At 42.0% G+C, this 20,132-nt stretch carries 20 protein-coding genes; 12 read left to right on the forward strand and 8 right to left on the reverse strand.

Annotated elements, in window-relative coordinates:
* Positions 1-1,329 (reverse strand): C39 family peptidase, encoded by a 1,329-nt coding sequence (locus I5M19_RS09960; protein ID WP_200066188.1) that lies wholly within the window; start codon positions 1,327-1,329, stop codon positions 1-3.
* Positions 1,330-1,516: 187 nt separating this feature from the next.
* Here I5M19_RS09960 and I5M19_RS09965 point away from each other — a divergent pair, with 187 nt between their 5' ends.
* Complete coding sequence (locus I5M19_RS09965; RefSeq protein WP_235985819.1) at positions 1,517-1,807, forward strand: TlpA family protein disulfide reductase; 291 nt, start codon at positions 1,517-1,519, stop codon at positions 1,805-1,807.
* Between the two features lie 276 nt (positions 1,808-2,083).
* Here I5M19_RS09965 and I5M19_RS09970 read toward each other — a convergent pair whose 3' ends face one another.
* From I5M19_RS09970 to I5M19_RS09980, 3 genes are all read right to left on the reverse strand, one after another.
* On the reverse strand, positions 2,084-2,581 hold the full coding sequence (locus I5M19_RS09970; protein ID WP_214653053.1) for a cupin domain-containing protein: 498 nt from the start codon (positions 2,579-2,581) through the stop codon (positions 2,084-2,086).
* A 48-nt stretch (positions 2,582-2,629) separates the two neighbouring features.
* Positions 2,630-3,700: an alkene reductase gene (locus I5M19_RS09975; protein ID WP_200066189.1), complete on the reverse strand. Its 1,071-nt coding sequence runs from the start codon at positions 3,698-3,700 to the stop codon at positions 2,630-2,632.
* Between the two features lie 110 nt (positions 3,701-3,810).
* A complete protein-coding gene (locus I5M19_RS09980) occupies positions 3,811-4,794 on the reverse strand; it encodes a helix-turn-helix domain-containing protein (protein WP_200066190.1) in 984 nt (327 codons plus the stop codon).
* 208 nt (positions 4,795-5,002) lie between these two features.
* Between I5M19_RS09980 and I5M19_RS09985 the strand changes: the two genes are divergently transcribed.
* Both I5M19_RS09985 and I5M19_RS09990 read left to right on the forward strand, forming a co-directional pair.
* The gene (locus tag I5M19_RS09985; RefSeq protein ID WP_200066191.1) at positions 5,003-6,694 is read left to right on the forward strand and encodes a S41 family peptidase; all 1,692 of its coding nucleotides are present in this window, start codon (positions 5,003-5,005) and stop codon (positions 6,692-6,694) included.
* A 133-nt stretch (positions 6,695-6,827) separates the two neighbouring features.
* The gene (locus tag I5M19_RS09990; RefSeq protein ID WP_200066192.1) at positions 6,828-7,526 is read left to right on the forward strand and encodes a hypothetical protein; all 699 of its coding nucleotides are present in this window, start codon (positions 6,828-6,830) and stop codon (positions 7,524-7,526) included.
* A gap of 7 nt (positions 7,527-7,533) precedes the next feature.
* Here the strand turns inward: I5M19_RS09990 and I5M19_RS09995 are convergent, their stop codons facing one another.
* The gene (locus I5M19_RS09995; RefSeq protein WP_200066193.1) at positions 7,534-8,421 is read right to left on the reverse strand and encodes a hypothetical protein; all 888 of its coding nucleotides are present in this window, start codon (positions 8,419-8,421) and stop codon (positions 7,534-7,536) included.
* 124 nt (positions 8,422-8,545) lie between these two features.
* Positions 8,546-9,235, reverse strand: coding sequence for a nitroreductase family protein (locus tag I5M19_RS10000; protein WP_200066194.1), 690 nt, complete (start codon positions 9,233-9,235; stop codon positions 8,546-8,548).
* Positions 9,236-9,341: 106 nt separating this feature from the next.
* Here I5M19_RS10000 and I5M19_RS10005 point away from each other — a divergent pair, with 106 nt between their 5' ends.
* From I5M19_RS10005 to I5M19_RS10040, 8 genes are all read left to right on the forward strand, one after another.
* The gene (locus tag I5M19_RS10005) at positions 9,342-10,019 is read left to right on the forward strand and encodes a GNAT family N-acetyltransferase (protein WP_200066195.1); all 678 of its coding nucleotides are present in this window, start codon (positions 9,342-9,344) and stop codon (positions 10,017-10,019) included.
* Between the two features lie 91 nt (positions 10,020-10,110).
* Positions 10,111-11,040, forward strand: coding sequence for a DUF2975 domain-containing protein (locus tag I5M19_RS10010; RefSeq protein ID WP_200066196.1), 930 nt, complete (start codon positions 10,111-10,113; stop codon positions 11,038-11,040).
* Positions 11,041-11,042: 2 nt separating this feature from the next.
* Positions 11,043-11,246, forward strand: coding sequence for a helix-turn-helix domain-containing protein (locus I5M19_RS10015; protein WP_200066197.1), 204 nt, complete (start codon positions 11,043-11,045; stop codon positions 11,244-11,246).
* A 155-nt stretch (positions 11,247-11,401) separates the two neighbouring features.
* Positions 11,402-12,337 (forward strand): dihydrodipicolinate synthase family protein, encoded by a 936-nt coding sequence (locus tag I5M19_RS10020; RefSeq protein ID WP_214653054.1) that lies wholly within the window; start codon positions 11,402-11,404, stop codon positions 12,335-12,337.
* An 8-nt stretch (positions 12,338-12,345) separates the two neighbouring features.
* Positions 12,346-13,926, forward strand: a complete 1,581-nt coding sequence (locus I5M19_RS10025; RefSeq protein ID WP_200066198.1) for an aldehyde dehydrogenase (NADP(+)) — start codon at positions 12,346-12,348, stop codon at positions 13,924-13,926.
* A 1-nt stretch (position 13,927) separates the two neighbouring features.
* Complete coding sequence (locus tag I5M19_RS10030; RefSeq protein ID WP_200066199.1) at positions 13,928-14,929, forward strand: 4-hydroxyproline epimerase; 1,002 nt, start codon at positions 13,928-13,930, stop codon at positions 14,927-14,929.
* A 10-nt stretch (positions 14,930-14,939) separates the two neighbouring features.
* On the forward strand, positions 14,940-16,187 hold the full coding sequence (locus I5M19_RS10035; protein WP_200066200.1) for an NAD(P)/FAD-dependent oxidoreductase: 1,248 nt from the start codon (positions 14,940-14,942) through the stop codon (positions 16,185-16,187).
* Positions 16,188-16,198: 11 nt separating this feature from the next.
* Positions 16,199-17,080: an AraC family transcriptional regulator gene (locus I5M19_RS10040; protein ID WP_200066201.1), complete on the forward strand. Its 882-nt coding sequence runs from the start codon at positions 16,199-16,201 to the stop codon at positions 17,078-17,080.
* A gap of 84 nt (positions 17,081-17,164) precedes the next feature.
* Here the strand turns inward: I5M19_RS10040 and I5M19_RS10045 are convergent, their stop codons facing one another.
* Together I5M19_RS10045 and I5M19_RS10050 are read right to left on the reverse strand one after the other, a co-directional pair.
* Positions 17,165-18,169: an SDR family oxidoreductase gene (locus I5M19_RS10045; RefSeq protein ID WP_200066202.1), complete on the reverse strand. Its 1,005-nt coding sequence runs from the start codon at positions 18,167-18,169 to the stop codon at positions 17,165-17,167.
* A 99-nt stretch (positions 18,170-18,268) separates the two neighbouring features.
* The gene (locus tag I5M19_RS10050; protein WP_200066203.1) at positions 18,269-18,880 is read right to left on the reverse strand and encodes a C40 family peptidase; all 612 of its coding nucleotides are present in this window, start codon (positions 18,878-18,880) and stop codon (positions 18,269-18,271) included.
* A gap of 152 nt (positions 18,881-19,032) precedes the next feature.
* Between I5M19_RS10050 and I5M19_RS10055 the strand changes: the two genes are divergently transcribed.
* Positions 19,033-20,130, forward strand: coding sequence for an acyltransferase family protein (locus I5M19_RS10055; RefSeq protein WP_200066204.1), 1,098 nt, complete (start codon positions 19,033-19,035; stop codon positions 20,128-20,130).
* Positions 20,131-20,132: the final 2 nt, after the last annotated feature.

Genomic DNA, 20,132 nt, shown 5'->3' on the forward strand with positions numbered 1-20,132 from the left:
TTAATTATTTGGTTTAAATCCCGAAACTTCGATAACTCTCACAAAGGCATTAGGAGGCACCGGTGAGGCATAATGGCCCGTTTCGGGATCAAAATATTCAATTGTGCCGTTATCATTATAGCCTGTTATCATCACTGCGTGCTGATTGCCCGGCATTGTTTCAATTAAGCCCATCATAGGATGTCCACTGTTTATTGATCCGATAATATTGCCAGGGGCAGATTCCGTAAAGCTCATATAATGATCCAATAATTCGGTAACGCGTTGCGGAGATATACCATCTACGCCACTTAAAATATTATTGATTTGTTGACTGTTCAATTGATAATTTTGAAAGTACCATTGGAAACTAGTTCCGACAGAAATATTACCCCCTAAGTATTTGGAAATCCACTCCAATGTTTTAAAACTACACATCCCGCCCACTTGTTGATCAGTGTTGTTTTTTGACGGCAGGCGATTTTTGTTGGCCAGTTGATGCTGTGCGTTGCCACCGCCTGGGGGCGCAGTTCCGCCACCATTATTTGGCTGCGTTGTGTTTGTCGTTGAGCATGAAGTTCCAAGATATTCAGAAGAAACAAGGACGTTGTCTACATAAGTATCTAAGTACCAACTGGTGCAAACAACTTGCGGATTATCAGAAACCGGGCCACCTCCGCTGCCAGGGTCTTGCACCAAATTCGGCTTGACGCTTTGTGTCTTAGAACTATTAGCACCATACTTCACCAATGGGGCAAAATTGCCGTGCGTGTAGATGCCGCCAAACACAAAGTCTCCTGTTGGTGTGAATAGGAGCTCACTACCTCCAAAATCTGCATCCATGTGATTATAGCTATTGGCATTAAATTTTTCTAATCCCTTTGTGCTGTAAGCCGAATCGGCTGAAAGCACCCTGATGAAACCCATATATTTGCCATTATTTTTCACAAACACAAAAGACGTTTTTGTGTACTTTCCGGTGGGATTTCCAGACAGAGCCGATTTGAATTTTGATGTAATTTTAGACGGGTCATCAAGCGGTATTTCTAAAATAGTTACCCCATATTCGGAGTATTGGACTGCTTTATTCCAATTAGGTTTTACTAACTTACTGTAATCCGGATTTTTATTGTTCGAAACCGAAAATGTTTGAGCATTTTGACCCGACTGAGCAGTACTATTATAATTAATGTCATACCAATTTTTCGCTTCGCTAACATCTAATGCTGGCCCGACCACAGCATGTGAAATTTGTCTATCGTCTTCTTTGGTGCAGCCATAAAACACAATCACGGCAAAGCAAATAGTTGCGAGTAAGCGAGCAGGAAAGTGAAAGTAATTTTCATTCATAAAAAGCGCTTTTGTGAGTTTCTCGAAACGAAACGAATTTACGCAATAGATATGAAATTTATTGATAGTTGATCGAATTATCTGACATTCCGGTATAATTACCTGTAAGGAAAGTTGAACGCTTCAACTGCCCAAGGCTATCCTGTTAGATTTTTGGGCATCCTATTGTATACCATGCCGCGAACAGATGCCCGACCTCAAAGCTTTATATAATAAGTATAAAAGCAAAGGTTTTGAAATCGTATCTGTTTCCATTGACGAGGATCAATGGAAATGGAAAAAAGCATCTGCTCAGGATTCCATCCCGTGGTATAATATCGCTGAATGTGTTGACCAAAGTGATTCCAAAAATATCAGGAATTTTGTTATTAAAAGTATCCCGGCAAATTATGTATTAAACAACAAAGGTGAGTTGATGGGACGTAACATGAATTTGGATAGCTTAAAAGATATGCTTAAGGATAAATTAAACAAATAACTTAGAAGCCGCCAACCCCATCTGGCGCGAGTATGTAGCACGGGATGAAAATGTTTGGTGCTTGTGCCGCTTATGCTCGGTAAATCACAGGGTCTGTTGAAATTATTTCAAACAATCCCGGTATTCCACAATAATCTTCGCGCTCTGCTGTACGTATAATCTTCTGTACGTTCAGTAGGGGCACGAGTACGCCCGGCACTTGACCAACGCTGCATCTCGCGCCAGAATGAGTATTTGGTGAACTGAATACATTGTCGGTCAAATTAATAGTTAGTCTTATTTGATCAGATAATCCGGCGGAAATATTTCCTGATTATACTTATTTGCAATTGATGTAAGTTGCTCTGCAACCTGCGGCGTCATTTCCGGTACCGGTAAAAACTCGCCGAAGGCTACAGGTGTACCTATTTCTTTGAAGAACTCTTCAAGACCGGCCGCAACCACAACACACAAGATATGGGCATTACGCGCGCTTTCATTTTTGAAGGCATGTATTGCGCCGCCTTTTGAAATGCTGATAAAAGCCCCTTTTTTTGCAATATAAGTCTGGGTTTCTGATCGAACCACAATTTCCCCGTCGATTACATAAAATGATTCCTGAAAGCCGGCATGGGCATGCGGACCCGGCCCCCCTCCGGGAGGGATCAGCATATCTATCATGGCGAACGCTCCATTTGTTTCTTTACCGGTAATAAGCAACCGGTAGTTATTCCCCGCAACTGCTAAATTAGTACCAGCCTGCGGGTCTATTGTAATGATGTTTGTTGGTCTCATGTTTTTTATTTTTAAGGATGTGTGTTAAAGAATTTTCAGCATAAAGCGTTAATTAAATAATACCGGATAATCGGTATAACCTTTGGCGCCCGGGGTGTAAAGGGTGGTAAAGTCGGGTGCGTTCAGTTCTGAGCCATTGATGATACGCTGATCCAGATCAGGGTTGGCCAGAAATCCCCGCCCGAATGCGATCAGGTCTGCATCCCCTTTTTCAAGTTCAGCTTCGGCCTTCTCGGCGGTAAATGTATTACAGTAGATCAATGTACCCTCAAATTCGGTACGGATAGCGTTCAAGGTTTGTGCAGGAACCTGCGGACTTAAACTGATGTGGATGTAAGCAAGGCCAATGCGATTGAACTCCCGGCTTAAATGAACGTAAGTCTCCTCGGTGGTGTCTGCGTCATAAACTTGCAGATCTCCAAGAGTAGAATTAGGTGATATTCTTATACCTACCTTATCTTTACCTATAGCATCAGCTACTTGCTGTGCAACTTCAATAGCAAACCTCGACCGGTTTTCAACACTCCCTCCATAGCTGTCTGTACGATCATTAACGTTCGGGTTAAGGAATTGCTCGATCAGGTAACCATTTGCACCATGCAATTCTACTCCGTCAAAACCAGCAGCTATCGCATTTTTAGCGGCGGCTACATACTGGTCAATCACCTCTTTTACGCCTTGTGTTGATAACGCTACAGGTACGGGGTAATCCTGCATACCTGCGGTATCGGTGTGCATTTGCCCCGCTGCCGGAATAGCGGACACGCCAACTACCTGCACACCTTGGGGCAGGTTAGCCTGATGACCGATACGCCCGGTATGCATGAGCTGCACAAATATTTTGGTATTGTTTTGATGTACGGCTTCGGTTGTTAATTTCCAGCCTTCTATCTGTTCTTTGGAAAATATACCGGGGATACGGGCATAACCAAGCCCTTCAGGTGCCGGTGCGGTTCCTTCGGTAATGATCAATCCTGCTCCGCGGCGCTGGCTGTAATATTCGGCCATTAAGGCATTTGGCAGGTTATCAATAGTGCGGCTGCGGGTCATGGGAGCCATTACTAAATGATTTTTTAAATTCAGGGCCGGGCCATTATAAGGCATCAGTAACTTTTTCATATCGTTGTTTTGTTTTAAATGATATGTCAAAGGTCTGCAGGAAGCCGCGTTAAAAATAGCGCGTCGCGCCCGAAAAATAGTCCAATCCGCCAGAAGTATTGAAAAGTGGTTTATCCGGCGAGCGTATACTTTTTAGGGGTGGTGCCGAAATGCATTTCGAAAAGTCTTGAAAAATGGCTCAGGTTTGAAAAGCCCAGCCGATAACCCGCCTCAGACACCGAGTAACCGGCATGCTTTAATAAAAAACCCGCTTGCTGCATCCTTTCATTCTGGTAAAAATTATAAATGGTGTCGCCAAACGTCTGCTTAAATAAATGCTTCATTTTGGTTTCGCTTAAGCCCGCCTTAACAGCAAGTTCGCTCAAATGAGGCGGCTGCCCCAAATCAGCCAGTATTATGGTCCTGATGAGGTATAATTTATCGACATCAGATTTATTTACCGGGCTTTGCTTCTCCCTATCCCTATCCAGCAGTTTATCAAATAAGAGATAGATCATTTCATGCGCCTTAATACTGTAAAACAGATCGCTTAGTTTATTTTGCTCGTTGATCTCAGAAACGAGCTTCAACACCCTTGCCACTTCCGGATGCATTTTTTCGTGGTAAAAGAAATGACCATTGCTATGTAAAATTGTTTCCAAAGGGCCGTTTACCTGATCTATCCGCAGCAGCGAAGAGAGCACTTGCCGCCTGATGCCGATCACGCCAAAATAAACCTCAACATTAGCCGGAAAAATTGTTTCTGTAGATAGCGCGGTTGATGCTACCTGAATGGACGATCCGTTCTTTTTTAAAAACTCAATTGCGGTTTCCCTGTCAACAGCCGATGTTGCAGGCAGCTCATTGCTATTAAATACAATAGATATTAAATCACTATCCCCCGCGGGCGATTTACGCTTTAAATGAAAATCTTCTTTTAGCGTATAATGGTGCAGCACAAACTTAAAGCCGGGCTCTATATCAACCATCTTAATATGCCCTTCGCCCATATGTGCCGGTATTTTCAGTTCATTATTAAAAACGGGGATATTAAAATAATCGCCAAAACTTTTTACAAAATCAAAGCCTGCCTGCACTGTAAATTCGAAAGTCATGTTTAAAAATAGGTTTTTAATCTCAATTTTCTGTATCGCATCATTCACCTTAATCATAAGGTTCAGATAAATAAAACTGTAAAAAAGAAAGATCGTATATACTTTAGTCAGGCTCCCGAGTCGCCCACTCAAAACCTTTAACTATTCCATTAAAATATTTTGTTTAGTTGTCGTTTTATCAATATTTTGTTTTCTCAAATCTCGCTATATGAAAACAATCGTACTGGTATATTTATGCATCATTACTTGCGGGTCAGCTTTTGCCCAAAAGATCTACACCGGGAATGAAGCCGCTGATTATGTTCAAAGTGAAAGAGACAAGGCCTGGGTTTATTATGATAAAAAAGATCACAGCATGGCCGAAATTGAAAAAGCTATTCGCATACTCGATAATGCAGTTGCTTTTCTGGACACACCTTACATAAAGGAAATGGCCAAAACCAACCCCTACCTTTATTACAGAAGGCAGGATGCCCTGCGCGACCTTGCCGGTGGTTATGCAATGGCTAATAAGAACGACTCAGCCAGATTAACGCTGATCAGGATGTATAATGCTAACGCAACCTCCAACGCAGCGAGAATTTTGTTGACGGATACCATTTTTACTACTGTCCGTGATGAACCATGGTTCCGCGATATTGTTACCAAGCTGCAAAACAAGGGGAATATGTGGAATTACAAGGCATTGAATACACCTTACCAGGCATCGCTTCCCGAAGCGGAGAAGCTGGCGGGGCTTGCTTTGCTTTGGACGCAGGCCAGATACAATTTTGTGAATTTTGACCGCTTAGATAAAGACTGGAATCAAACCTATCTCGATTTTATCCCCAAAGTTCAAAATACTAAAACCACAGCTGAATACTATAGGGTGCTTATGAATTTTTATGCACAACTCAAGGATGGACATACCAATGTTTATGTGCCCGATTCTTTGGCCGCTGAGTTTTATTCCAGACCGCCATTCCGTACAGAACTAATAGAAGGCAGAGTGTTCGTGACGCAGGTGATGAGTGACAGCTTACTTAAAACCGGCATTACACCCGGTTTAGAGGTGCTAAAAATAGATGGGCAGCCCGTAATAAGCTACGCGGAGCAAAATGTAAAACCCTATCAAAGCAGCTCTACCCCGCAGGATATGGAAGTAAGAGAATTTACTTACGGCCTGTTATCAGGACCGAAAAACAAGCCTATAGCCTTTCAGTTCAAAGATCAGAAAGGCAACATCATTGACCGCATAGTTCCACGTACCGGTTATCATGATGTAAAAGGTTTAAAAACAATGGAATATAAAACCATCAATAACATTGGTTATCTCACTATCAATAATTTTGAAGATAATTCTATCATCAAGCAATTTGATTCGCTTTATACCGCAGAAATTTCAAAAACCAAGGGATTAATTATAGATATCAGGTATAACGGAGGTGGAAGCGGCAATATAGGCTTTAATATTATTAGCCGTTTAACTGACAAACCGTTTAAGATCTCCGCGTCTAAAACACTAAAATATGTATCCAAACCAAATGCAGAGCCTTTTTGGGAAGATAATGGCCCCGGGATATGGAATGCTAACGGAAAAATTTATTATGACAAACCTGTAATTGTTCTTATAGGTCCGCGCACATTCTCTGCGGCGGAAGATTTTACGGTGGCTTTTGATTTTATGAAACGGGGCAGGTTAGTTGGCATGGCAACGGGTGGCAGCACCGGGCAGCCTGTACCATTTGATTTACCGGGTGGCGGCTCCGCCCGTGTTTGCGGTAAGCATGATAGCTACCCGGACGGGAAGGAATTTGTAGGTATAGGTATTATGCCTGATATTGTAGTAAAGAAAACCATTAAAGACTTAAGGAACGGAAGAGACGCTGCAAAGGAAACCGCGCTAAAGCTATTAAATTAATTATCAGCGTTCGATGATCAAAACCTAATATACATGTTACTCAAACCGGTGTTTGATAAATGAGAAATATTTATAGAGCTATTATAGGATATATAACACAATCAATCTACTTTTAAAGCCTATAATTATTTATATGAATAAACAATTAATAGTTGTAACACTATTACTGATTTTAGTTCTTAATGGTTGCAAAAAGGATAAGAATGATCAAACAGATAAGCTTACAAATTTGGAAGGCAGCTATCATTCATCAACAAATATGGAATTAACCCCACCTGTTATGTATACACAGAGTGGGATTACAACTGATATAACAGTTATAAAAAATTATTTAACGCGAAAAAATATAATAGCGGATTTCAAGTTTGATACAAATACAGAATCTGTACAAACGGAACTACTGACTATAAATATTGATGAAAATTTAAATGTAAACGGAAGGATATTTGTTGAAGGCTTTGCAAGTACAAATTATAAGAATGTAAACGGAATAATCATTACCCAATCCGATACAGATATGCTTATACAGGGTAACAAACCCGATACTACTTACCTTAATAATTATATATTCCTAAATGTAGGCAAAACAGAGCCGATAAATAGTGCTCTTCCAAACGGGAAGTATGTTACTTTACCTCAATTAAGATTGGCAATAAAAGGGAGGGATATTTATCTATCTGAACTGAAATATTATTATTATTCACAAAACAATAACGGATATTCTACTGCATCTTCACATACATATGACCTTGTAAATCCAAACCTCTGCAAGGAACTATTTTCAAGAGACACCGTCATTGTTCAACAAGGGCTAATTAAATTAATTAAATAGATACACACTAATAAATTAAATCATATTTATAACTATCCGTAAAAGCAATATCATCGCTTTGGCTATTATATGCGATATGTGTACTTGTAACACTCTCCAGTACGTTATTGCTTATCTTATAATCATAACTATATTCATTATAAACCTTTCCATGTAAATCAGCATTAAAATACATTTTCATAGACTTAGGTAGCTTTTTAACTAAAGCCAAAGCAATAGGATTTAGGTCACCATAACCTAAAAATTGTATAACTTCCGGATCAACCTCAATTTCTTCCGTAGCTCCCGCTATTATCCAGGTGTTCCCTCCCGTGAAATCCCCTTTTTCCTGCCAAATACATTTGGTTAATTCATTATTATTATTGTATTCATAATCATAATAATATTGTTCCTCCCTATAATGGTATATACCCAAAGGCTTTGTTAGTGTTATGCGTAATACTTTACCGGCGCTATCGTAGTTATAATCATATTCGTCCGACACCTCATTATAGGGCACAAACGTACCATTACCTATTTCATGATATTGCAAAGGGATAATTTGTATTTTAATTAAGCGCCCCGCCGTATCATATATGTATTTATTTATTAAAGTGTTATCACCTTGTTTAGTAGTCACTTCGCTTATTCTTCCATTTTCATAAGCATAGGTTGTAAGTGTATTTTGACTAACGTTTCCGTTTGCATTAAGCACTTTACTTGAAATCAAATGGCGATTATCATCATAAGTATAAACCTTGTTAAAAACCTCATTACCTGATGATAACGCCGACTGCTTGATTAAAGTTACCTGCGATGCAGCTTTAACAATCCCGGGCTCATCCTTTTTACACGCGGTTGCTGAAAACAAAAGAACTATAAAAACAATAAAAAGTCGTAGGTTTAATAGCTTCATTATATTATAAAGTTAATTATGCGAACATAATCAATAATTGAATTCTACGTATGTTTTTACCTAACACTTTTCAGTACTTGCTTTAACCTTCTGTAAAGTTATTAAATAAAGCATTTAAAGAATTTTAGTAATAAACGGCTACTTCATTAAGCGCTTTTCTTTTAATGTCAGGAATAAAGCATTCCTCTGCAGGATACCCTACCGGCAACAACAGGAAAGGTTTTTCGTTATCGGGTCGTTGCAGCACCTTCGATAAAAAATTCATCGGGCTGGGTGTGTGTGTTAAAGTAACCAATCCTGCATGATGAATGGCAGCTAACATAAACCCACAGGCTAAACCGAGCGATTCGCTTACATAGTAGTTGTTTATCTTTTTATGGTCTTCACCAAACTCATAATTCCTTTTAAAGGCTACTATAAGCCAGGGAGCAGTTTCCAAAAAGGGTTTATGCCAGTCGGTACCCAATGGTTTAAGTGCTTCCAGCCACTCGTCGGGCATCCTTTTGTTATAACTTTCGTATTCTTCCTTTTCGGCTGCCTCCCTGATTTGCTTTTTTATTACGGCGTCACTAACGGCACAAAACGTCCAGGGTTGTTTATGTGCGCCTGACGGAGCGGTTGATGCCGTTAAAATAAGATGATCAATAACCTGCTTTGGCACTGGCTTGTCAGAGAAATCCCTCACCGTGCGCCGCTCATCCATCCACCGCAAAAACTCTCCGCTTTTTTTGATCATCTCAATTTCGCCGATTTCTTGTTTATGATAAGCGATGTACGGGTACCCATCTATCAGTTTACTTTCGGAATTTTCCATTTTACTGCTTTTTTAGCAAAGTAAAGTATTGCAAATGAATAAACGCAGTTGGCTTTGTTGTAATTTATGCATTTAATTTGACAGTACTTTTATAGGTTTGCTGTTAATGGAACACCTACTGGATAACCCCGCATGGAGCGCCTTAACGTCTAACAATAAAAATTTGTCGAATGGTAATGCTCATGCCAGGTATTTTGATAAAGAAGTTTCGCCCATAGTCGGCCTTATTGAAAATACAGAGGAGAATTTACTGGAACTATATAATTTAATTCCGGATGATAGCCCTAAACTATTTGTTTCGAAGGATGAAATGCAAATTCCACAGCCCTGGGAGGTATTAAACTACATCCCGGGTTATCAGATGGTACATGAAACTCAAACCCCGTTAACCGAAAGTGGTTTAGCAATATCACCGCTAAATGAAATGCATATACCACAAATGCTGGCGCTTACCAAACTTACCAAACCCGGTCCTTTTGCAACTCGTACTATCGAATTCGGGCACTATTCAGGGATATTTGAAGCAGGCCAACTGGCGGCTATGGCCGGGCAGCGTATGCATGCCTATAATTATGCTGAGGTGAGCGCTGTATGTACTCACCCGGATCACACCGGTAAAGGGTATGCCCGGCAATTGCTCATTCAGCATATTAACCGCATCCTGGCAAATGGTGAAATCCCTTTTCTGCACGTACGGGATGATAACGATCGCGCTATAAAAGTTTACCAAAGGCTGGGTTTTGTAATTCGTACACGGGTGAATTTTTATTTTATAAAAAAGTAAGGATAATAAGCATTTTTTTTATTGTTTTACAATAAATAATAATTGTTTATTAATAAATTATAATTTATTATTGTGTTATAATAAATTATACATGAAAGTCAAAATCAATACAAATTTTTTGGTGAACAGCATTGTTACCATCATTGTAATATTGCTCTTAATTTATTTTGCAGTTATAATTTTAGGCACGTCGCAAAGTGTAAGTGATGATATCGTTTATGTTACTGAAGACTACCTTAAACCTATTGAACCTGTTGTTTCAGATTCTTTGCCTTATTCGGAGTACAAGGAGTTAAGTAAGAAGGCCGAGAAGATACGGGATCTGAAGAACGGCGACTGGCTGCATTTTGGAGGTATTGGTATTGCGGAAGTTATAGGAACGGGTGGGGCAATGTATTGTGATACCTGCACAATGGCGAATACCACAGATATACCGGGTGTAAAGCAGGATTATATTTTATTACATGGATGGACTTTAAAACCTGAAAGTTGGATATATGACGACATTGTTTTTCACATTGAAAACGGTCAATCTTACATCCGTAAAACCGTAAAAGATAAACGAAAATACGGTTTTAAAAGGGTAGATGTCCCTGTAAAGTTTCGTTATTCGCGCACAGATGATTGTTTAATGATTCCTATAAGTAGCTCTTTAAAAATGATTTTAAACATTGTATTAGGCGTGATTGAATTTTCAATTTTTATTTATATGTTTTATTTGATCGCTGCCTTTTTAAAGTTCATTGTTGATATTTCAAAAGGCCTCCCATTTACCGACAGCAATTTACGCCGACTTAAACTTATCGCTGTTAGTTTAATAGCCTTTCCGATCATTACCTTTCTATTGAATTATGTTGTGCGGGTGATATTTAATAACTATTTCACTCCTGATGTGGCGGCTAAAATAGGTGTTTGGGGTAGTTGGTGGCGATTTATGATTACCGGTATTATATTTTTGATGCTGTTTAAAGCTTTTAAACAAGGGAAAACTTTAAAAGAAGAACAGGACCTAACCATTTAGCCATGCCGATAATAATTAATCTTGATGTAATGATGGCTAAGCGAAAAATGTCACTAACAGAGCTTAGCGAAAAAGTAGGCATAACTATGGCTAATTTATCTATACTTAAAACGGGCAAGGCAAAAGCTGTACGCCTGGAAACATTAGAGAATATTTGCCGGATATTGGATTGCCAGCCCGGCGATATCCTGGAGTATGTCAAATAAGCACTCTATTTATTATTATCTTCCATTCTTTGTAATTTGACAGCTTGTTATATCCAAAATTTCAATACGGGTTAAAATATGGCTACAAATGACCAAATTATGGGTAGTATCAGGGATATAAATGATCTAATTTTGGGGTAAATAACAAAACAATCATGAAAGTAATCTGGAAAGGTGTATTCCCGGCGGTCACCACAAAATTTACTGCCGATGACCAGCTTGATTTTGCCGCGTTCGATAAGAATATTGAAGCGCAGATAGCAGCAGGTATTGATGGTATAGTTTTATGCGGTTCGTTAGGTGAAGCCAGTACGCTTGCAGATAATGAAAAGATCAGCCTGGTTAAGCATACGGTATCGCTTTCAAATGGCCGTTTACCGGTTATATTTAATATTGCCGAACAAGCTACAAAAGCGGCCATAGCCATTGGCAAAAAAGCATTGGATGCGGGTGCCGATGGACTGATGGTATTACCGCCTATGCGTTATAAAGCAGATGATCATGAAACCGTAACCTTTTTTAAGGAAGTGGCTAAAAATGTGCCCTTGCCTATCCTTATTTATAATAATCCGGTGGATTATGCTATAAATATTACGATGGATATGTTCGCACAACTGGCAGAAGAAAGCAATATACAGGCCATTAAAGAATCCTCACGCGATGTTAGCAATATTACCCGCCTGTTCAACCGTTTTGGTAACAGGTTCAGCGTGTTCACAGGAGTAGATACCCTTGGTATGGAAAGCCTCGCCGTAGGTGCCGATGGCTGGCTGGCCGGTTTGGTGAATGCCTTTCCACGCGAAACGGTAGCCATCTATCGTTTAATGCAAGCAGGCCGTTATGATGAAGCCAGAACTATTTACCGCTGGTTTTTACCATTGCTGGAGTTGGATATTCATCCTAAACTGGTGCAATATATCAAACTTGCCGAAGCATGCGCAGGTTTAGGTACCGAATATGTACGTGCGCCGCGTTTAGCAATTACCGGGGCCGAGCGCGAAAAAATATTGAATATTATAAATCCGGCCATAGCCAATCGACCGCAATTACCCGAAGGTAGCTGGGGCGTGGCAAATAAATTAGTTATATAACCCGTACTATGACAGGACAAAATTTAACAGGTTATACCTACCAACCCGCTACTACTAAACCCTTCACAGCCATAAATCCGGTAACGGGAAAGCAGTTGGAGGGTGATTTTTACCCGGCTAACCATGCCCATGTAAACCACGCGGTACAATTAGCTACTCAGGCCTTTCCGGTATATAAAAATATAGCTAAAGACAAAAAAGCTGCTTTTTTGCGCGCTATTGCTACGGAAATTGAGGCTTTGGGCGATGTGCTTATTGAGCGTGCATCTGCAGAAAGCGGCTTGCCCTTAGGGCGCATAAAAGGTGAGCTTGGGCGCACTTGCGGACAGTTACGCCTGTTTGCCGATGTAGTTGCCGAAGGATCATGGGTAGAGGCCGTTATTGATAGCCCGTTGCCAAACCGCGAGCCGATGCCGCGCCCGGGCTTGTGTAAAATGCTGGTGGCACTTGGTCCGGTGGTGGTATTCGGGGCCAGTAATTTTCCGCTGGCTTTTTCTGTGGCGGGTGGCGATACAGCTTCGGCACTTGCAGCCGGATGCCCGGTTATCGTTAAAGCACACCCGGCACATCCGGGTACGGGTGCTTTAGTTGCTGAGGCCATACGTAAGGCTGCAGAACAAACTCAAATGCCTGATGGTGTTTTTTCATTACTTTTTGATGATGGCTTTAGTGTTGGCGAGGCATTGGTAAAACACGAAAACATTAAGGCAGTTACCTTTACCGGCTCGTTTAAAGGCGGTATGGCTATATATCAGTTGGCGCAACAGCGCCGCGAACCTATTCCTGTTTTTGCGGAAATGGGGAGTATTAATCCGGTGGTATTGTTACCGGGCATCCTGCAAAATAAAGCAGAAGATATTGCTGCGCAATACGCGGGTTCTATTACCTTGGGTGCCGGGCAGTTTTGTACTAATCCGGGCCTGCTGTTAGGTGTGGCATCCCCTGAGCTGGCCCGTTTTGAAATGGCTTTGGCTAAAGCCATTTCAGCCGTACCTCCATCTACCATGCTTACACCGGGCATATACCAGAACTTTAAACATTTATCCGCAGAACTACTTCAGCAAAAAGGAATTGAAGTGATAGGTACAGGTGCAGAACCGGAAAGCGATGGCGATAATCAGGCTGGTGCATTGGTAGCTAAAGTAAAAGCGGTTGATTTTATAGCTAATCCGGCACTTAGCCAGGAGGTTTTTGGCCCGTATTCCTTATTAGTAGTGGCAGATACCGTGGAACAATTAAAACAACTGATAGATGTACTGGATGGACAGCTCACCGTCACCATTATGGGTGAAACGGACGAGCTTTCGGACCATAAAGAATTAATTGAAAAGGCTGGTAATAAAGCCGGGCGTATCATTTTAAATGGTGTGCCCACGGGCGTTGAGGTTTGCGCCGCAATGCAGCACGGCGGCCCCTTCCCTGCAACTACCGACAGCCGTTTTACATCGGTTGGTACATCGGCAATACGCCGGTTTGTGCGCCCGGTAAGCTGGCAAGGATGGGGGCAGGATTTTTTACCGGATGAATTGAAGGATGGTAATCCTTTAAATATATGGCGAATGGTTGATCAGCAATGGACAAAGGACTAATATGGCGGTAAAAACATTTTTTTGTGTAGATGCCCACACCTGCGGCAACCCTGTACGGCTGGTAGCCGGGGGCGGCCCTGTGCTGCATGGCAACAACATGAGCGAAAAGCGCCAGCATTTTTTAAAGGAATATGACTGGATAAGACGCGGCCTGATGTTTGAACCCCGCGGGCACGATATGATGTCCGGCAGTATACTTTATCCACCGCACAATCCGGAAAATGATGTTGCTGTTCTGTTTATTGAAACCAGTGGCTGCTTACCCATGTGCGGGCATGGCACTATCGGCACTATAACTATTGCTATTGAGGAGGGCCTGATAAAACCTAAGGTGCCCGGTATTGTGCGTATGGAAGCACCCGCCGGATTGGTGATGATCGCTTATAAACAGGACGGCCAAAAGGTAACTTCGGTAAAACTAACCAATGTGCCATCGTACCTGGCGGCAGAAAACCTGGAAGCGGAGTGCCCCGGCTTGGGCAGGCTTACATTTGATGTAAGTTACGGAGGGAATTACTATGCCATCATCGACCCGCAAAAAAACTTTAGCGGTTTAGAAAATTACGCGGCCGACCAGCTTATTGCCTGGAGCCGTGAATTGCGCAAACGAATAAATGAACAATATACTTTTGTTCATCCGCAAAATCCGACCATTAATAGTTGTTCTCATATTTTATGGGCTGGTAAAACTTTATCGGACGATGCCACAGCGCGCAACGCGGTGTTTTACGGTGATAAAGCCATAGACCGTTCGCCATGTGGAACGGGTACTTCTGCTCGGATGGCACAATGGTTTGCGCAGGGTAAACTGAAGGTGGGTGATGAGTTTATACACGAAAGTATAATTGGCAGTAAGTTTACTGGCCGCGTGGAGGATGTGGTGGATATGGAAGGCCATAAAGCCATTATACCAAGTATTGAGGGCTGGGCCCGGATTTACGGGTACAATACTATAAAGATTGATGACGACGACCCGTATGCTTATGGGTTTCAGGTAATATAATTGGCGGCAGATGCATAAAGTAGTTGTAATAGGCGGCGGTATTATCGGGCTAAGCACAGCGTATTACCTGAATAACGCAGGTGTTGATGTGGTGGTGCTTGATAAAGGACCGCTTGACGATAATTGTTCGTTCGGGAATGCAGGCATGATAGTGCCGAGTCATTTTGTTCCCCTTGCCGCACCCGGTATGGTAGAGCAGGGCATCCGCTGGATGTTTAACAGCAAAAGCCCCTTTTATGTAAGGCCATCCTTAAACATGGAACTTATCTCGTGGGGATTGAAGTTTTTAAAGAGTGCCAGCAAAAAGCATGTGGAGCGATCGGCTGTTCCTTTGCGCGACCTGTCTCTGTTGAGCAAAAGTTTGTACGCTGAGATGGCCGAAGAGGATGGCTTTAACTTTGGATTGGCCAACAACGGGATATTAATGCTGTTTAAAACACAAAAAGCAGCTGACGAAGAGGTGCACCTTGCCAAGCGAGCGCAAGCCCTCGGGCTGGATGTAGAGGTGCTGTCGCCGGAAGCCTGCGGACAGTTACAACCCCACTTAAAACTCGATGTAGCAGGCGCGATACATTACCGCTGCGACGGGCATTTAATGCCGCATATACTGATGCGCCAGCTATTAATCCATTTGCAAAGCAAAGGTGTTGCTATTAAACGTAACAGCGAAGTTGTGAAGATTGAACAAACTCAAAATAAATTAACAAAGATACACACCACTTCCGGCGTGTTTGAAGCAAACGAAGTGGTAATAGCAGGTGGCGCATGGTCGCCGCAGGTAGCCAAACTTGCCGGACTAAAATTACCTTTAATGCCGGGTAAGGGTTATTCCTTTATGCACGATGAACCCCAAAAGCGGATGGATATTGCAGCTTTGCTAATGGAAGCGCGCGTATCGGTAACACCAATGGGCAATCAGATACGTTTTGGCGGCACTATGGAGCTTGGCCCTGTAAATCATCAAATTAACCGTAACCGTGTGAGGGGAATAGTAGAATCCATTCCCGAATACTTTCCTGATTTTACACCGCAGATGCCCGATAATGCAAATATATGGCATGGTTTCCGCCCGTGCTCACCCGATGGATTACCTTACATCGGCAGGGCAAAAAATTACAGCAACCTGCTGATAGCAGGCGGCCATGGCATGATGGGGCTGAGCCTGGGGCCCGCCACCGGCAAGCTGATAACTGAATTAATAACGGGTAAACCAACATCAATGCCTTTAACAGCATTTGATCCCGGCAGGTACCAATAATTATTGCCGTAATGAAAGTATTGCCGTTCACTATTCCGGTCCCGCATGATCATACCATAATTGTGCAGGATGAGGTGCTGCCATACTTTTATCCACATTTGCACCGTCATAAAGAAATACAGCTCACTCATATTTTAGAAGGCGACGGAACGCTGATAGTAGTGAATAACATGCACACGTTCAGATCGGGTGATGTGTTTTTATTAGGACCTAACCAGCCACATGTTTTTAAAAATGGTACTGAATATTTTGAGCCGGATAGTACTAAACAAGTTCGTGCCCTGACACTTTTCTTTGATCCGGAAGGAAAACTAAAATCGCTTTTTACTTTACCCGAAATGAAGGCGATACATGGCTTTATACAACAAATGGGTAGCGGGTTTAAAGTACCGCAGGCCCAGCAGGCGGCGATATTAATATTACTGAAGGCGTTAGTAAACAGCGAAGGAACAGATCAGCTACTTAATTTTATACACCTACTTAAGTATTTCAGTAAAGCCGGAGATATGCAACCAATTGCCCCCGGCGGTTATACCGGGATTATTACCGATACCGAGGGTATGCGTATAGGCGTAATATATGATTATATAGTGGAGAATGCGGGTAAGGCTATGTCACTTGAGGAGATAGCCACACGGGCGCACATGACCGTACCTGCCTTTTGCCGTTATTTTAAAAAGCATACGCGACATACTTTTGTAGCCTTTTTAAATAAAATAAGGATTAACAATGTTTGCAAAATGCTGAACGAAAAGCAAGGAGCCAACATTAGCGCCATAGCTTATACCTGCGGCTTTACAAGTATTAATAATTTTAACCGTGTATTTAAAACCGTTACAGGTAAAACCCCGCGCGAATACATACAACATTACAACGGACTGCAACGCCATTAAATTCTAAAAACAAACGCTTTCGGCAAGCAACAAAAGCGAAACCACCCTAAGTTACAGGGGGCTTCGCTGTATAGCCTATATAGTTTATGGATGTCCGCTTCCACCTGCTGCACCATACACCTGGCCGGTGGCAAAGCTGGCGTCATTTGCGGCAAGTTGCACATAAATTGAGCCAAGTTCAGCTGGTTGTCCCGGTCTGCCCAGCGGTGTTTGTCCGCCAAATTGCTTTAGTTTTTCCTGACTTGCTCCTCCGCTAACCTGTAAAGGAGTCCATACGGGGCCCGGCGCTACACCATTAACACGAATGCCTTTAGGGCCTAATTGTTTAGCCAGCGATCGCACATAATTGGTAGTGGCCGCTTTGGTTTGGGCATAATCATACAAATCCGGTGTGGGGTCGGTAGCCTGTTCGGAAGTTGTGCTAATTATCACAGAACCGGGTTTTAAATGAGGCAAAGCCGCCTTAATTATCCAGAATGGCGCATAAATATTTGTCTTCATCGTCCAGTCGAACTGCTCGGTAGATATATCAAGAATAGAATCATGACTTTGCTGCCTCCCGGCATTACTTACCAGAATATCCAATCCACCGAGTTGGGCAACCGCTTCGGAAACAAGTTGTTTGCAAAAATCCTCTTCGCGCAAATCGCCGGGAATCGCAATAGCTTTAACGCCTTCCGCTTTTATAAGCTCAATTACCTCCCGGGCGTCAGGCTCCTCTGTAGGGTAATAGTTGATAGCCACATCTGCACCCTCGCGTGCGTAGGCAATAGCTGCGGCACGTCCCATACCGGAATCGCCCCCTGTTATAAGTGCCCTACGTCCTTTTAGCCTGCCACTGCCTTTGTAGCTTTTCTCTCCATGATCGGGCTTGGGATCCATTTGGCTGGATAAACCCGGCCAGGGTTGCGATTGGCCATTAAAGGGTGGCTGCGGATATTTAGTTGTAGGATCCTCTAAAGGAATTGCTGATCGTGCTTGTGAAGAGCCGCTTCCCCCTCCAAATGCCGGTGCTGCCGCTAAGGCAGCAATAGCTGTTTCTTCGCTGTCGTCCAGCTTTAGGCGGTTTGTATTGTGTTGTTCGCTCATAGTTTATTTCTTTTAATAAAGAAACCAAATGAATTTAGATAGGTTTTTAATTTTTAATTAAATTCAGAACATCTATCAGCAACGGGAATTGTGGGATTTTTATTGATCATTTTGTGGAAAGATGCGTATCACCTTCATAAATCTGCCCATGTAATAACTATTTAGCGGTGTTTCTGTAACTCCATATGCACCACCCGAGGTAGAGTGGATAAATTTCAACGGTTCACCAAAGCGCGATACCAATATCCCCATATGTCCTACTATTCTTACCGTACTATCGGTACCGGTAAAAAGTATCAGGTCTCCGGCCGTGGCTTGTTTCAAGGCTATTGTTCTGTTAACGTGGGTGAAGTCAACTGAACTACGGGGTACATTAATACCAAAATGATTAAATACATAAGTGATAAAGCCGGAGCAATCAAAACCAAGCGAGGGATCAGCAGAACCATATTTATAAGGAACACCCTGCAGTGTACGGGCAAAATTGATTAATTGTGCCGGGGTGGTTTTTCCGGTAAAAATGGTATCTGTTGAGGAATGGATATTGCTCACGCGTGTCTCCTGATTATCCGGAAATACCGTTACCATAGAGTCGTCAACTAAAGTACCGCCAGTGTCGCTTGCGGTATAAACAAATGTACGCCCGTTATCTGCGCTATTACACGACAGAAAAACAATCAGCAAAAAAACATAACTGGTTAAATAGCGCATACTTTCATAAAAGAGAATTACACGCAGGTTGTTTGATTAGTTTGTATCAATGTTGTAAACAATTGATATATTGTTAGCGAAATCTATTGCCTGAACATTATTGTGAACAACATCAGCGTTTTTTTGAGAATCGCTAAACCTGTACAAAGTTAATGAATGCCCAAAACACCAATCCTGAGCTCCTGCAAACAAAAAAGCATTTTGAAATTCTTGACGGGCTAAGGGGTGTGGCTGCTTTAGCCGTTGTTACTTTCCATTTCATGGAGATGGCTTATACCGATTACAGCCAGAATTTTATTGCGCATGGGTTTTTAGCCGTGGATTTTTTCTTTTGCCTTTCGGGATTTGTTATTGCTTACGCTTACGATGATCGTATTGCCCATATAGGTGTGATAGAGTTTTTCAAGTCAAGACTTATCAGGCTGCATCCTCTGGTTATTTTAGGCTCCATATTGGGGCTACTGGCCTTTATGTTTGATCCGTTTGGCACTTCGGCCAACTCTTACGGCACAGGTAAGTTAATACTTATATTTCTGAGTTCTGTATTGATGATTCCCTATCCGGTGATGCCTGAACGGGCATTTAACTTGTTCGGGTTAAATGCACCCGCATGGTCATTATTTTGGGAATATGTAGCTAATATATTTTATGCCTTTGTTTTATATAAAACAGGTAGGCGTTGGCTGGGCTGGTTAACTATGCTTGCCGCTGCAGGCATTTGCATAGTGGCATACCGGTCAGATAATTTACTGGGTGGCTGGGCCGGCTCTAATTTTTGGGATGGATGTGCGCGAATAAGTTATTCTTTTTTAGCCGGAATGCTTATATATCGCAGCAACTGGATCATCAAAAATAGACTGGGTTTTCCCGGACTAACAGTGTTGTTAGTAGTTGCCTTTATAATGCCTTTCAGCGCATGGAACTGGTTAACAGAGCCGCTGGTAGTGCTATTTTACTTCCCCCTGTTAATAGCATTGGGTGCAGGATCGGTTTTATCAACTGGCTTAAAAAGGCTGTGCGTATTCTCCGGTAAAATATCCTACCCCTTATATATGACGCATTATGCCGCTTTATGGATTTTTATGAACTACTACACCGCCTATAAACCGGGTACAGCTAAATTATCATTGATCATAATAACGGCAATTATATTATTAATAAGCGTTGCCTGGCTGGTAATGCTATTATATGACAATCCGTTACGCAAGTACCTCAACAGAAAAAGAAACAGCGCTAATCAAGTTAAATAGCA

It is taken from the genome of Mucilaginibacter segetis, from assembly GCF_016522075.1.
Classification (GTDB): domain Bacteria; phylum Bacteroidota; class Bacteroidia; order Sphingobacteriales; family Sphingobacteriaceae; genus Mucilaginibacter; species Mucilaginibacter segetis.

Excerpts from the sequence above, each read along its gene's own strand:
- I5M19_RS10010 (WP_200066196.1), top strand. The coding sequence starts at position 10,111 with ATGAAAGTCAAAATCAATACAAATTTTTTGGTGAACAGCATTGTTACC.
- I5M19_RS10025 (WP_200066198.1), top strand. The coding sequence starts at position 12,346 with ATGACAGGACAAAATTTAACAGGTTATACCTACCAACCCGCTACTACT.
- I5M19_RS09960 (WP_200066188.1), bottom strand. The coding sequence starts at position 1,329 with ATGAATGAAAATTACTTTCACTTTCCTGCTCGCTTACTCGCAACTATT.
- I5M19_RS10055 (WP_200066204.1), top strand. The coding sequence starts at position 19,033 with ATGAATGCCCAAAACACCAATCCTGAGCTCCTGCAAACAAAAAAGCAT.
- I5M19_RS10040 (WP_200066201.1), top strand. The coding sequence starts at position 16,199 with ATGAAAGTATTGCCGTTCACTATTCCGGTCCCGCATGATCATACCATA.
- I5M19_RS09975 (WP_200066189.1), bottom strand. The coding sequence starts at position 3,700 with ATGAAAAAGTTACTGATGCCTTATAATGGCCCGGCCCTGAATTTAAAA.
- I5M19_RS10030 (WP_200066199.1), top strand. The coding sequence starts at position 13,928 with ATGGCGGTAAAAACATTTTTTTGTGTAGATGCCCACACCTGCGGCAAC.
- I5M19_RS09965 (WP_235985819.1), top strand. The coding sequence starts at position 1,517 with ATGCCCGACCTCAAAGCTTTATATAATAAGTATAAAAGCAAAGGTTTT.
- I5M19_RS10005 (WP_200066195.1), top strand. The coding sequence starts at position 9,342 with ATGGAACACCTACTGGATAACCCCGCATGGAGCGCCTTAACGTCTAAC.
- I5M19_RS09995 (WP_200066193.1), bottom strand. The coding sequence starts at position 8,421 with ATGAAGCTATTAAACCTACGACTTTTTATTGTTTTTATAGTTCTTTTG.
- I5M19_RS10020 (WP_214653054.1), top strand. The coding sequence starts at position 11,402 with ATGAAAGTAATCTGGAAAGGTGTATTCCCGGCGGTCACCACAAAATTT.
- I5M19_RS10050 (WP_200066203.1), bottom strand. The coding sequence starts at position 18,880 with ATGCGCTATTTAACCAGTTATGTTTTTTTGCTGATTGTTTTTCTGTCG.
- I5M19_RS10035 (WP_200066200.1), top strand. The coding sequence starts at position 14,940 with ATGCATAAAGTAGTTGTAATAGGCGGCGGTATTATCGGGCTAAGCACA.
- I5M19_RS09990 (WP_200066192.1), top strand. The coding sequence starts at position 6,828 with ATGAATAAACAATTAATAGTTGTAACACTATTACTGATTTTAGTTCTT.
- I5M19_RS09985 (WP_200066191.1), top strand. The coding sequence starts at position 5,003 with ATGAAAACAATCGTACTGGTATATTTATGCATCATTACTTGCGGGTCA.
- I5M19_RS10000 (WP_200066194.1), bottom strand. The coding sequence starts at position 9,235 with ATGGAAAATTCCGAAAGTAAACTGATAGATGGGTACCCGTACATCGCT.
- I5M19_RS10045 (WP_200066202.1), bottom strand. The coding sequence starts at position 18,169 with ATGAGCGAACAACACAATACAAACCGCCTAAAGCTGGACGACAGCGAA.
- I5M19_RS09970 (WP_214653053.1), bottom strand. The coding sequence starts at position 2,581 with ATGAGACCAACAAACATCATTACAATAGACCCGCAGGCTGGTACTAAT.
- I5M19_RS09980 (WP_200066190.1), bottom strand. The coding sequence starts at position 4,794 with ATGACTTTCGAATTTACAGTGCAGGCAGGCTTTGATTTTGTAAAAAGT.
- I5M19_RS10015 (WP_200066197.1), top strand. The coding sequence starts at position 11,043 with ATGCCGATAATAATTAATCTTGATGTAATGATGGCTAAGCGAAAAATG.